Below are 12,286 nucleotides of genomic sequence, written 5' to 3'. Positions count from 1 at the left end.
GCCACCGCCTCGACCGCCCGCAGACGGTGCAGCGCCTTCTTCGTCATCTCGATGGTCTCCTCCGGCATCACGCCCCCTCGGTTGCCCAAAGGGGACATCTCTACATTGCACGGAGGGGACATTACTACTTTGGGTTAACAGCAACCGTCAAGCGCATTGTGTCACCCCGTGGCGCGCCCTTACACTGCGCGGCTGGGCAGACTCGCGCGACGCGGGGCCGGACAACCTGAAGGGGCACTCATGACCAACGAAGCTGACAGCGGCGAGCCGGACTGGGAGACGCCGCTCTCCCTGACCACCACCCCGGCGCTGCTGATCCACGCGCTGATGGGCACCGCGAGCGCGGTGCATACCGGCTGGTCGAGCTGCGTGGACGAATCGCTCGCCCTGTCCAATGTCGTGGCGATGGACGACAGCGCCGGGAACTATGTGCGGCTGGTGGAGCAGGAATTCGTGGAAGACGGCAAGCCGGAGGAGGTCTGGCACGACTGGACGCTCGAGGTGCGCATCGGCGCCGTGCTGACCACCGGCCACTGGCAGCTCGAGGCGAGCGCCCACCCGAGCGACTGGGACTGGAACGCCCGGGAGGCGCGCCGCGCCTTCGAGCGGGGCTGTGTCCTGATCGGGCGGCGCGTGCGCGAGACCATCGCCGTCGAAGAACCGGAACGGGCGGACCCCATCCCGCGGGCCAGCCGGCACTGAGGGTGGCGCTCGTCGCGGCCAAGGGGCCGCTCTTACGGGGCCGGAGCCCCTGGCCGCGACCGCTTGCGCCCACCGCCCCGGTCGGTCACAGTGGGCACCGGGTCGGCCTGGCTGCCGCCCATCCCTATCGTTTAACCACCCCCCAATGGAGCGCCCGATGAAGATCACGGTCAACTTCGATATCACCCCCGAGGAGATGCGCAAGCTGTTCGGTCTGCCGGACGTGGAGGCCTTCCAGCGGCAACTGATGGATGACATCCGCGAACGCATGATGACCGGGGCCGAGGGCTACGACCCGGTGAAACTCTTCCAGCCCTATATGGCAGGCACCATGGCCTCGTGGGACATGTTCCAGAAATTCCTGGGCGGTGCCATGTCGCACCCCAAGAGCGCCGACGACACCCACGGCGAAGGCAAGAAATAGACCTTTACGACTGGCCGCGGCCGACCACACCTAACGCACCACAATCTTAACAACAGGGGGACCTCCTATGCATAACGGCACCACCATTACCCAATTCATCATCGAGGAGCAACGGCACATCGCCGGGGCGACCGGTGACTTTACCTCGCTGTTGAACGACATCGTCACCGCCTGCAAGGTCATCAGCAACTATGTCAACCACGGCGCCCTGGTGGGCGCGCTGGGCAGCGCCGGCAGCGAGAACATCCAGGGCGAGACCCAGAAAAAGCTCGATGTCATCTCCAACGATGTCTTCATCAAGTCCAACGAGTGGGCCGGCCACCTGGCTGCCATGGCCTCCGAGGAGATGGACGAGATCTACCCAATCCCGGCCGGCAAGCCCCGCGGCAAGTATCTGCTGACCTTCGATCCGCTGGACGGCTCGTCCAACATCGATGTGAACCTCTCGGTGGGCACCATCTTCTCCATCCTGCGCTGCTCCGGGGGCGGCCAGCACCCGACCGAGCGGGACTTCCTCCAGGCCGGGACCCAGCAGGTGGCCGCCGGTTACGCCATCTATGGACCCTCCACCATGATGGTGCTGACCACCGGCAACGGGGTCAACGGCTTCACCCTCGACCAGAACATCGGCGAGTTCATCCTCACCCACCCCATGATGAAGATCCCGGCCGACGCCCGGGAGTTCGCCATCAACGCCTCCAACATGCGCTTCTGGGAGCCGCCGGTGCGCCGTTATGTCCAGGAGTGCCTGGACGGTAAGGAGGGGCCGCGCGGGGAAGACTTCAACATGCGCTGGATCGCCTCCATGGTCGCCGAGGTCCATCGCATCCTCACACGCGGCGGGGTCTTCATGTATCCCATGGACGCCAAGATGAAGGCCAAGGACCTGGGCGGTAAGTTGCGCCTGCTCTATGAGGCCAACCCCATGTCCTTTATAGTGGAGCAGGCCGGCGGCGGCTCGATCACCGGCACCGAGCGGATCATGGAGCTGCAACCCCAATCGCTGCACCAGCGGGTGCCGGTAATCCTGGGCTCACGCAACGAGGTGGAACGCATCCTCGCTTACCACCGCGAGGGGTGATGCGGCGCCGGGTCGCGGCCGGGCGCCGCGGCCCGGCGGACGTTCAGCGCCCGGCCCATGGCCCCCAGCACTTCACGCCCCCGCCGCTTGCTGATAGTATCCGACTCATTTTTCGACTTAAGATTCGCGGAGTTCTCGATGTCCGACCTGTTCTACGAAGCCCATCCACAGATCTTCCGGATGCGGCCGCTATCCAGCCTGAGCGTATTCGTCATCATGTTTGCCGGGCTGCTGTTCGTCGGGGCCGGCCGGGTAGCCGCGCCCGGGGTCCTCGAGGGACTCACCGGGGGCATGCGCCCGGAGACCGTTCAGTTCATCGGGATCCTCCTCTTCTTCCTCGGCGCCGCGCGGCTCTATGTGTGGTACGCCCCCGCGCGCTTCGAGTGCATCCTGGTCACCGCGGAGGGGTTAAGCTGGAGGCAGGGATTCATGAACAGGCAAGTGGTCACCATGGATCGGGAGGAGGTGCGTGACCTGCGGGTCGACCAGACGCGGCTGCAGCGCCTGCTGGACGTGGGGGATATCAGCATCTACACGGACAGTGACAAGCCCGCACTGGTCGTGCGCGGACTGCCCTGCCCTGAGCGTATCCTCACCCTGATACCGGGCCAAGCGACCACCCCGGCGGCGACCTGATCGATCTCGGCATCGACAACATCGTCAACCCTGAAGCAGCCTCAAACAAAGTTTATCTCATAAGGTCCCGCCGGGCCGCGCCGCTCCGGCTGCGGTTCGGGTCCGTAGTGGTAAGCCAACAGGGACTCGGTGCGCCGCAGGCGGCGGCTCAACTCGCGCGCCAGGTTCATCATGATCAGGGTAAAGGGCTCGGGGTCGACGGCATAGAGCTGGTAGAGCAGCGCATTGCCGAGCGCCAGGGCACGGCAGTCCTCGGCGGCGCGCACGCCGGCGCTGCGCGGATACAGATCGATCAGGGCCATTTCGCCGAAGCAATCGCCCGGCCCCAGCCGCCCGATGACCTCGTCGCGCGCGCCCCAGGCACGGTGGATCTCCACCCGCCCGGAGCGCAGGACATACATGGTGTCGCCCTGATCGCCCTGGCGGAAAAACCAGTCTCCGGCCGGCACTGCCACCCGTCTGGCCCGGGCGTCCAGAAAGTCCAGCGCGCGATCCGGCACGGCACCGAAGATCGGCATGTCACGCAACAGCGCCAGTTCGTCCCCGGTGTTCGGGAGTGACTCGGGCGGCGCACCCGGGGTGGCATTCGCGTTCATGGCTGCCTGTTGGGTCGGCTGGGATTGAATCGAGGCGACGAGATCGCGCGCAGAACCTGGATTGACCGGCAGGAAAGTTTAGCAGGTCGCGACCGCGCCGACCGCCGCACCGGGGCGCCGTTTTGCGAACCCGCTTGGACCCATCGGCCCCTCTAGGCTATGGTAGTCGCCCCGCCTGCCGGGGCGCCCCACCGGCGAACCATTACCCTATCAGCTGAGGTCCGATCATGTCCCTGTACGACACGGCGCGCGCCGCCTACCCCTTGACCCGCATGCGTCGGATGCGCCGCGACGCCTTCTCGCGCCGTTTGATGCGCGAGAACACCCTGACCCCGGACGACCTGATCTATCCGGTGTTCGTGCTCGAGGGGTCGGGGCAGCGCGAGGCGGTGGCCTCAATGCCCGGCGTGACGCGCCTGAGCATCGACCTGCTGGTGGCGGAGGCGCGCGAGATCGCCGCGCTCGGCGTCCCGGCCATGGCCCTGTTCCCGGTGACGCCGCCCTCGGCCAAGTCGGAGGACGCCTGCGAGGCCTTCAACCCGGACGGCCTGGCCCAGCGTGCCGTGCGCGCGCTCAAGGACGCACTGCCCGACCTGGGGGTGATCACCGACGTCGCCCTGGACCCCTTCACTACCCACGGGCAGGACGGTCTGATCGACGCCTCAGGCTATGTGCTCAATGACGCCACGGTCGATGTGCTGGTCCGCCAGGCGGTCTCACACGCCCAGGCCGGGGCCGATGTCGTCGCCCCCTCCGACATGATGGACGGGCGCATCGGTGCCGTGCGCACGGCACTGGAGACCGAGGGCCACATCCATACCCGCATCCTGGCCTATTCGGCCAAGTATGCCTCCAGCTTCTACGGACCCTTCCGCGACGCGGTGGGCTCGGCTGCGAACCTGAAGGGTGGCAACAAATACAGCTACCAGATGGACCCGGCCAACAGCAACGAGGCCCTGCACGAGGTTGGACTGGATCTGGCCGAGGGCGCGGACATGGTGATGATCAAGCCCGGGATGCCCTATCTGGACATCGTGCGGCGGGTCCGTGACCAGTTCGGCGTGCCCACCTTCGTCTATCAGGTGAGCGGGGAGTACGCCATGCTCAAGGCGGCGAGCCAGAACGGCTGGCTCGACGAGCGCGCGGTGGTGCTGGAGTCGCTGCTTGGCTTCAAGCGTGCCGGGGCCGACGGGGTCCTCACCTACTACGCCAAGGACGTCGCCCGCTGGTTGGGCGAGTGACCGATGCCGGAGCGCTATGCCGTCATCGGCAACCCGATCGCACACAGCAAGTCCCCGCTGATCCACGCCGCGTTTGCCCGCCAGACCGGGCAGGACCTGGAGTATGGCCGGGTGCTGGGCAACCTGGACGGGTTTGACGAGGCGGTGCGGGGCTTCTTCGCGGTGGGCGGTCGCGGCCTCAATGTGACGGTGCCATTCAAGGAGGCGGCGTGGCGGCTGGTGGATGAGCGCAGCCCCGGGGCACAGACCGCCGGGGCGGTCAACACCCTGATCCCGCTGCCCGGCGGGCGGTTGCGCGGCGACAATACCGACGGGGTCGGTCTGGTGCGGGACCTGCGGGACAACCACGGGTTCGATTTTGCCGGGCGGCGGGTGCTCCTGCTCGGGGCCGGCGGGGCGGTGCGGGGTGTCCTGCGCCCCTTGCTGGAGACCGGGCTCAAGGACCTGCTGATCGCCAACCGCACCGCCGCGCGCGCCGTCGCCCTGGCCGCCGACGTGGCGGCCTTGGGGGCCGTGCGCGGCGTTGGATTGGCCGACCTTGAGGGTCAGCGCTTCGATCTGATCGTCAACGGGACCTCCGCCGGCATCACGGGGGAGGTCCCGCCACTACCGCCCAACTGCCTCGCCCCAGGGGCCTGGACCTATGACATGCTCTACGCCGACACCCCCACGCCCTTCTGCCGCTGGGCACTGGCCAACGGGGCCGCGCAGGCGCTCGATGGGCTCGGGATGCTGGTGGAGCAGGCGGCGGAGTCGTTCAGACTGTGGCGCGGGGTGACGCCGCAGACGGCGCCGGTCATCGCCATGCTGCGACACACCCGGTAGCGCGACGAATCGGGAGCAGGCAGGTCTCACGCCAAGACGCCAAGGCGCCAAGGTTTTTCAGTACGTGACCAACCTTGGGCCAATCACCCGACGGTAGAGCTGGATAATGGTTTTACCCTATTGTATTTCTTGGCGTCTTGGCGTCTTGGCGTGAGCAATTCCCGGTCTTGCTTGGCGTCTTGGCGTGAGAAAACCTCAGCCCCCGCTGTCCGCTCGACCCCGCCGCCGGGTGGCGCGCCGGTCGCGCAGGCTCTTCAGGGTCCAGACCGGACCCGAGATGGCATAGCCCAGAAAGCCCAGGAAGAGGACGATGGGCGGCTGGATCAGGATCAGTGCAATCACCAACATCACCACCACCGCCAACACAAAGGGCACCCGCCCCTGCAAGTCGAGCTGCTTGAAGCTGAAATAGCGGAAATTGCTGACCATCAGTAGACCGGTCCCCGCGGTGAGGGCGGCCACGACCCAGGAAACATAGGACGGGTCGATCCCCTGATCGGCCCCGATCCAGATCCCGCCCGCCACCACGGCCGCCGCCGAGGGACTGGGGAGCCCCTGGAAAAAGCGCTTATCGGCCGTGCCGACCTGGGTATTGAAGCGGGCCAGGCGCAGGGCGGCCGCCGCGCAGTAGACAAAAGCGGCGAGCCAGCCGACCTTACCAAGCCCGTGCAAGGCCCAGTGATAAGCGATCAGGGCCGGGGCGACCCCGAAGGCGACCATGTCCGAGAGGCTGTCATACTCGGCCCCAAAGGCGGTCTGGGTATGGGTCATGCGGGCGACGCGCCCGTCGAACCCGTCAAGCAGCATGGCCGCGAAGATGGCAATCGAGGACGCCTCGAAGCGCCCCTGGGTCGCCGCCAACACGCCGTAGAACCCCGCGAACAGGGCCGCCGTCGTAAACAGATTGGGCAGCAGATAGATGCCGCGGGGACGTTTGCGTGTAACTGGGGGTTGTTCCATTGGGCAGGACCGGACCTTGGGATGTGGGGCGGGAGTATAGCCTAAACCTGTGGGTCGCCCTTGGGGGCGACCGACCGACCAACCTGGAAAGGGCCGGTATCACGCCAAGGCGCCAGGCTCGCCAAGTTTTCTTAGCGGGTTATCGACATCCGGCCATTCACCCGACAGGTAATCTGGATACCTAATCGATTTTTTTCTTGGCGAGCTTGGCGCCTTGGCGTGAGCCATTGCCGGAGTCAGGGTCAACCGATAGCCCCGCGCCCTCCCCCGCTTCACCAGGTCAAGGTCTGGTGCGGTTTTTCGTGAGGTCCCCACTGGGCTGCGCGCCGTCGCCGACAGTATGTCGGCGCTCCAATGTCGGCGCTCCCCTGTCGGCGCTCCAACCTCACTCCGCCGTGAGCCCATCCACCCGCTGGAACCCCCGCGGCAGCGCCTTGCCGCGCCGCCCGCGCTCGCCCTGGTAGAGGTCGAGATCGGCCGGTTTGAGGGTGAAGGTCCGCTTGCCGGAGGCGATGGTGAGGCTGCCGCCCTCGCGCACCACCGCGAGCCCCACCAGCCACTCCAGCCGCTCGGCGCCCTTCGCGGCGGGAATGGCGATGATCTTGTTGCCCTTGCCGCGCGGCATCTCGGGCAGGTCCGCGATCGGGAACACCAGCAGGTGGCCGGTGTTGGTGGCGGCGGCCAGACGCGGGTTCGGCAGGTCCGGGATCGGCAGGGGCAGCAGCACCCGGGCGCCCGCGGGCAGGGTCAGCACCGCCTTGCCGCCCTTGGGCTTGGCATACAGGTCCTCCATCCGGATGATGAAGCCGTAGCCCGCGTCGCTGGCGAGCAGCAGCCGGGTCTGCGGGAGTTCGCCCAGCACGGCCACGAAGTTCGCCCCCTTGGGCGGGTCGAGCCGGCCGGTGAGTGGCTCGCCCTGGCCGCGCGCGGACGGCAAGGTATGGGCCGGGAGCGAATAGCTGCGCCCGCTGCTGTCCAGAAACACCGCGGTCTGGTTGCTGCGCAGTCGGGCGGCGGCGAGGAACTGATCGCCGGAACGGTAGCTCAGGGCCACCGCGTCGATCTCATGGCCCTTGGCGGCGCGCACCCAGCCCTTCTCCGAGAGCACCACGGTCACCGGCTCGCTCGGGGTCACCTCGGTCTCATCGAGCGCCGCGGCGGCGTCACGCGCGACCAGCGGGGAGCGGCGGGCATCGCCATATTTCGCCGCGTCCGCGGTGATCTCTTCGCGGATCAAGCCCTTCAGGCGCGCCTCGTCGCCGAGGATGCCCTGGAGCCGATCGCGCTCGGCGGCCAGGGCCTCCTGCTCGCCGCGGATCTTCATCTCCTCCAGGCGGGCGAGTTGGCGCAGCCTGGTGTTCAGCACATAGTCGGCCTGGATGTCGCTCAACGCGAAGTGGCCCATGAGCACCGGCTTGGGCTCATCCTCGGTGCGGATGATGCGGATCACCTCGTCGATGTTGAGATAGGCAATCAGCAGCCCTTCCAACAGGTGCAGCCGGTCCAGCACCTTGCCCAGGCGGTGCTCCAGGCGACGGCGCACGGTGGCGGTGCGAAAGAGCAGCCACTCCACCAGGATCTCCTTGAGATCCATGACCCGCGGCCGGCCGTTGCCGGCGACCAGGTTCATATTGACCCGGTAGCTGCGCTCCAGGTCCGTGGTCGCAAACAGATGCGACATGAGCCGCTCGGTGTCCACCCGGTTGGAGCGCGGGACGATGACCAGGCGGGTCGGGAACTCATGGTCCGACTCGTCCCGGAAGTCCTCGATCATGGGCAGCTTCTTGGCGTTGAACTGGGCGGCAATCTGCTCCATCAGCCGTTCGCCCGAGACCTGATAGGGCAGCGCGGTGATGACGATCTCACCCGCCTCCACCTCGTAACGGGCGCGCTGGCGCAGGCTGCCGTTACCGGTCTCGTAAATCTTCAAGAGATCCGCCGCCGGCGTGACGATCTCACCCGCGGTCGGGAAGTCCGGCCCGGGCACAAAGGCCGTCAGCTCCGCCACCGTCGCCTGCGGGTGGTCCAGCAGATGGATACAGGCGCGCGCCACCTCGCGCAGGTTGTGCGAAGGGATGTCGGTGGCCATGCCGACCGCGATCCCGCTGGCGCCGTTGAGCAGCAGGTTGGGCAGGCGCGCGGGCAGGAGCTTGGGCTCCTCCAGGGTACCGTCGAAGTTGGGCTGCCAGTCCACCGTGCCCTGGTCCAACTCGCCCAGCAGCAGTTCCGCATAGGGGGTCAGGCGCGACTCGGTGTAGCGCATCGCCGCAAAGGACTTGGGATTGTCCGGCGAGCCCCAGTTGCCCTGGCCGTCGATCAGCGGATAGCGATAGCTGAAGGGCTGGGCCATCAGCACCATGGCCTCGTAGCAGGCGCTGTCGCCGTGGGGGTGGAACTTGCCGAGCACGTCGCCCACGGTACGGGCGGACTTCTTGAACTTGGCGGCAGCCGAGAGCCCCAGCTCGGACATGGCATAGAGGATGCGCCGCTGCACGGGCTTGAGCCCGTCGCCCACATAAGGCAGGGCACGGTCCAGGATCACGTACATGGAATAGTCCAGGTACGCCTTCTCGGTAAAGACGGCGAGGGGCTGGCGCTCCAGGCCCTCGGCGTTGTAGGTCAGGGTGTCCGTCATGGTCGGTCCAGTCCGCGGGAGTCAGCCGCACATGATGCGGCAAGCGGGGGTGCGGGCCAAGGGGGATGGGCGTTCTCGTGCCACCGCTGCCGCGGTGGCACGCCTGTGTCAGGCCCTGTGCGCCGCGAGCGCCGACGTGACGCCGACGGGCACTATGCGGCAAAATGGCGACTAGCGCGCCCCCGACGGGGACCGTCAGCGCCCTCCCCCGCGCCACCGGAGAACCGATGATGATCGAACTTCCGCTCGCATACCTGGCCCTGGAAGAAAAGCTCCAACTCATGGAATCGCTGTGGGACGATCTGTGCCGCCAGGATAACGGCATCGAATCCCCCTCCTGGCACGAAGACCTCCTGGCGCAGAGAGAATCCGCCATCACGCAAGGCACTGAACAATTCACGGACTGGGAGACCGCCAAGCGGACGATCCGCAGTCAGCTAACGTGAAAGTCCGAATTCTCATGGTAAACCGCAATGCTTGAAGTCACTGTCGGCGAGTTGCGCAGGCACTTACCCGAGTATCTGGGGCAAGCCGAGTCCGGGGATGAGTTCCTCGTCACGCGTCGCGGGCGGGTCGTCGCGCGGCTGACCGCCGCGCCGGACGCGCGGGCGGCGGCGAAGGAGCGTCTGGCGGTCTTGCGCGTCCGCGCCCGGGTCGGTGACGTGGTAACCCCCATCGACGCACCTTGGACCGCGGCCGAATGATCCTGCTGGACACCTGCGCCCTGATCTTCGACGCCTTGACGCCTGAGCGACTGAGCCCCCTCGCGCGCCAAGCGTTGGACCACGGCGAGGCGCAGCGCTCCCTGGCCTGCGCGGATATCACCCTGTGGGAGATAGATCGCCATGCTGGTCGGCAAGGGGAGGCTCGATCCGGGCACGGACAGTGCCACCTTCTGCCGCCTGGCACTGGATGCCCGCGCCGTGGCGGTGCTACCGATCCCCCCGGAGATCGCGCGGGCCTCCATCGAGATCGATCTGCCGCAGGGTGATCCCGCCGATCGCCTGATCGCTGCGACTGCCAACGCCTATGGGGCCATATTGGTGACCATCGATGAGAAGCTGCGTGAGAGCGCCGCGGTCGCAACGCTCTGGTAATCGCTGTGCGGAACCCCAAACGGCTGGCGATGCCCTGCGGCCGGCGCTAGACTCAACTGCATCCTTCACCCGGTTTCGCGCCAGACACCATGCCCCCACCCCTCAAGAGACTCCCGGTCGGCATCCAGACCTTCAGCGAGATCATCAACGAGGGTTATACCTATGTCGACAAAACGGCGCACGCCCTGGCCCTGGCGACCACGGGCAAATACTGGTTTCTGTCGCGCCCACGCCGCTTCGGCAAGAGCCTGTTTCTGGATACGCTCAAGGAGTTGTTCGAGGGAGCCGAGGCGCTGTTTCGGGGACTTGACATCCATCCTCACTGGGACTGGTCGCGCCGCCACCCGGTGATCCGGCTCGATTTTGCCGCCGGGGTGGTACAGAGCACCGAGCGGCTCGATGAGTCGATCCACGAGCTACTGGTCTTCAATCAGCGTCGCCTTGGCATCCAATGCGAGGCCACCAGCATCCCTGGCCACTTTGCCGAGCTGATCATCCGCGCCCATGAGGCCAGCGGCCAGCGCGTGGTGATCCTGGTGGATGAATACGACAAGCCGATCCTCGACAGCATCGAACATCTGGAGCGTACCGCGGCGCTGCGCGAGGGACTGAAGAATCTCTACTCGACCATGAAGGCGCAGGACGCCCATATCGAGTTTGTTTTCATGACCGGGGTGACCAAGTTCAGCAAGGTGAGCCTGTTTTCGGGCTTGAACCAACTTGAAGACCTGACCTTGGATGGACGCTTTGCCACGCTGTGCGGCTATACCCAGACTGACCTGGAGAGCACCTTTGGCGGGCACCTGGCCGGGGTCGATTGGGCTAAACTCAAACGCTGGTACAACGGCTACAATTTTCTCGGCGAGCCGGTCTACAACCCCTTCGATATCTTGCTGTTCATACGCAAGGGCATGACTTACCGGAACTACTGGTTCGAGACCGGCAGCCCGAGCTTCTTGATCAAGCTGTTGCAGCAACGCCGCACCTTCCTGCCCGAGTTGGAAGGGATCGAGGCCAGCGAGGAGATCCTGGACTCATTCGACATCGAGCGTATCGACCCGGTGACGCTGCTCTTTCAGACGGGCTATCTGACCATCGACCGCGCCCGCCAGGCCTTTGACCAATGGCTGTTCGCACTGCGCATCCCCAACCAGGAGGTCCGCCAGGCGCTCGCCAACCATCTGGTGGATGCCTATACGACACGACTGCCGAGCGAACGCCTGCGCTGGCAAGAGAGCCTCTACGAACCCTTGGCGCAAGGCGATGTCGCCGCCCTGGTGGCCGCCATCCAGCGACTGTTCGCCGGCATTCCGTGGCGCAACTTCACGAGAAATAGCCTGCCCGAGGCCGAGGGCTATTACGCCAGCGTGCTCTATGCCTTTTTTGCCAGCCTCAATGCCCAGATCATCCCAGAGGATATCAGCAATCAGGGCCAGGTGGACCTGACCATCAAGCTGGCCGATTACATCTATGTGATCGAGATCAAGCTCAGGCGCAGACAGGCGCCACCGCAGGAGCTGGCACCGGGTAACGAGGACGCGGGCGATCCGACCAAGACCGGCGCCGCCAATCCCGCGCTGGCGCAGATCCGCACCCGCGGCTATAGCGCCAAGTATCGCGGACTGCCGAGTCAGGGCCTCTTCGAGGTCGGTCTGGTATTCGACAGTCAGGCACGTAACCTGGTACAGGCCGATTGGTGTGCGGTGAATTGACCGATAACGAAGCAGACGGGCTTGATCATCGTTACGGCCAGTCCGCGATATGCTACAACTCCGCGGCCGCCGAAAAGCTGCCGTCCGTGGCCTGGATTCCGGCGTCCCGGCCGGAATGACGATCAACCTAAATCCGGCAGTTGCTCACGCCAAGGCGCCAAGACGCCAAGAAGAAACAAAAAGATATGCACAGCATCGGCATCACCCTCCGGGCGACTGCCGCAACGCTGATAACGCACTGAAAAGCCTTGGCGAGCTTGGCGCCTTGGCGTGACAACTGCTCTTTCTAGCAGGCTGTCGGACTTAGTGATGCAACCGATTGAATGCAAAGAGTTTCCTCTTTTGCGCCAAAAAGTCGTTTTCCTGTTTAATCAATC

Annotated in this window: 14 protein-coding genes; 11 read left to right on the top strand and 3 right to left on the bottom strand. The window is 65.8% G+C overall.

Annotated elements, in window-relative coordinates; genetic code table 11:
- Nucleotides 1-240 precede the first annotated feature (240 nt).
- The 4 genes from QZX93_RS06465 to QZX93_RS06450 all read left to right on the top strand — a co-directional run bounded on the left by QZX93_RS06465 (nt 241) and on the right by QZX93_RS06450 (nt 2,843).
- Nucleotides 241-702: a hypothetical protein gene (locus tag QZX93_RS06465; RefSeq protein ID WP_295389213.1), complete on the top strand. Its 462-nt coding sequence runs from the start codon at nt 241-243 to the stop codon at nt 700-702.
- A gap of 157 nt (nt 703-859) precedes the next feature.
- Nucleotides 860-1,126 (top strand): DUF6489 family protein, encoded by a 267-nt coding sequence (locus QZX93_RS06460; RefSeq protein WP_295389215.1) that lies wholly within the window; start codon nt 860-862, stop codon nt 1,124-1,126.
- Nucleotides 1,127-1,193: 67 nt separating this feature from the next.
- Nucleotides 1,194-2,207, top strand: coding sequence for a class 1 fructose-bisphosphatase (locus tag QZX93_RS06455; protein ID WP_295389217.1), 1,014 nt, complete (start codon nt 1,194-1,196; stop codon nt 2,205-2,207).
- Between the two features lie 138 nt (nt 2,208-2,345).
- Complete coding sequence (locus tag QZX93_RS06450) at nt 2,346-2,843, top strand: PH domain-containing protein (RefSeq protein ID WP_295389219.1); 498 nt, start codon at nt 2,346-2,348, stop codon at nt 2,841-2,843.
- Nucleotides 2,844-2,884: 41 nt separating this feature from the next.
- Here QZX93_RS06450 and QZX93_RS06445 read toward each other — a convergent pair whose 3' ends face one another.
- The gene (locus tag QZX93_RS06445; RefSeq protein ID WP_295389221.1) at nt 2,885-3,439 is read right to left on the bottom strand and encodes a cyclic nucleotide-binding domain-containing protein; all 555 of its coding nucleotides are present in this window, start codon (nt 3,437-3,439) and stop codon (nt 2,885-2,887) included.
- Between the two features lie 227 nt (nt 3,440-3,666).
- On the opposite strand from QZX93_RS06445, the gene hemB reads away from it, so the two are divergent.
- The gene (hemB, locus tag QZX93_RS06440; protein WP_295389224.1) at nt 3,667-4,680 is read left to right on the top strand and encodes a porphobilinogen synthase; all 1,014 of its coding nucleotides are present in this window, start codon (nt 3,667-3,669) and stop codon (nt 4,678-4,680) included.
- 3 nt (nt 4,681-4,683) lie between these two features.
- A complete protein-coding gene (gene aroE / locus QZX93_RS06435; RefSeq protein ID WP_295389225.1) occupies nt 4,684-5,505 on the top strand; it encodes a shikimate dehydrogenase in 822 nt (273 codons plus the stop codon).
- A gap of 195 nt (nt 5,506-5,700) precedes the next feature.
- Here aroE and pssA read toward each other — a convergent pair whose 3' ends face one another.
- Nucleotides 5,701-6,465, bottom strand: a complete 765-nt coding sequence (gene pssA / locus QZX93_RS06430; RefSeq protein ID WP_295389227.1) for a CDP-diacylglycerol--serine O-phosphatidyltransferase — start codon at nt 6,463-6,465, stop codon at nt 5,701-5,703.
- 385 nt (nt 6,466-6,850) lie between these two features.
- A complete protein-coding gene (parC, locus tag QZX93_RS06425; protein ID WP_295389229.1) occupies nt 6,851-9,100 on the bottom strand; it encodes a DNA topoisomerase IV subunit A in 2,250 nt (749 codons plus the stop codon).
- A gap of 31 nt (nt 9,101-9,131) precedes the next feature.
- Between parC and QZX93_RS06420 the strand changes: the two genes are divergently transcribed.
- The 5 genes from QZX93_RS06420 to QZX93_RS06400 all read left to right on the top strand — a co-directional run bounded on the left by QZX93_RS06420 (nt 9,132) and on the right by QZX93_RS06400 (nt 11,909).
- Complete coding sequence (locus QZX93_RS06420; protein WP_295394452.1) at nt 9,132-9,275, top strand: hypothetical protein; 144 nt, start codon at nt 9,132-9,134, stop codon at nt 9,273-9,275.
- A gap of 52 nt (nt 9,276-9,327) precedes the next feature.
- The gene (locus tag QZX93_RS06415) at nt 9,328-9,546 is read left to right on the top strand and encodes an addiction module protein (protein ID WP_295389231.1); all 219 of its coding nucleotides are present in this window, start codon (nt 9,328-9,330) and stop codon (nt 9,544-9,546) included.
- A 27-nt stretch (nt 9,547-9,573) separates the two neighbouring features.
- Complete coding sequence (locus QZX93_RS06410) at nt 9,574-9,804, top strand: type II toxin-antitoxin system prevent-host-death family antitoxin (protein WP_295389233.1); 231 nt, start codon at nt 9,574-9,576, stop codon at nt 9,802-9,804.
- A gap of 141 nt (nt 9,805-9,945) precedes the next feature.
- Nucleotides 9,946-10,197 carry a PIN domain-containing protein gene (locus tag QZX93_RS06405; RefSeq protein ID WP_295389235.1) on the top strand — a complete coding sequence of 84 codons (252 nt, stop codon included), beginning with the start codon at nt 9,946-9,948 and terminating at the stop codon, nt 10,195-10,197.
- A gap of 89 nt (nt 10,198-10,286) precedes the next feature.
- A complete protein-coding gene (locus tag QZX93_RS06400) occupies nt 10,287-11,909 on the top strand; it encodes an ATP-binding protein (RefSeq protein WP_295389237.1) in 1,623 nt (540 codons plus the stop codon).
- Nucleotides 11,910-12,286: the final 377 nt, after the last annotated feature.

The organism is uncultured Thiodictyon sp., assembly GCF_903946935.1.
Taxonomy (GTDB): domain Bacteria; phylum Pseudomonadota; class Gammaproteobacteria; order Chromatiales; family Chromatiaceae; genus Thiodictyon.
The sequence above is the reverse complement of the archived record's forward strand: the minus strand, read 5'-3'. Positions and strand labels throughout refer to the sequence as shown.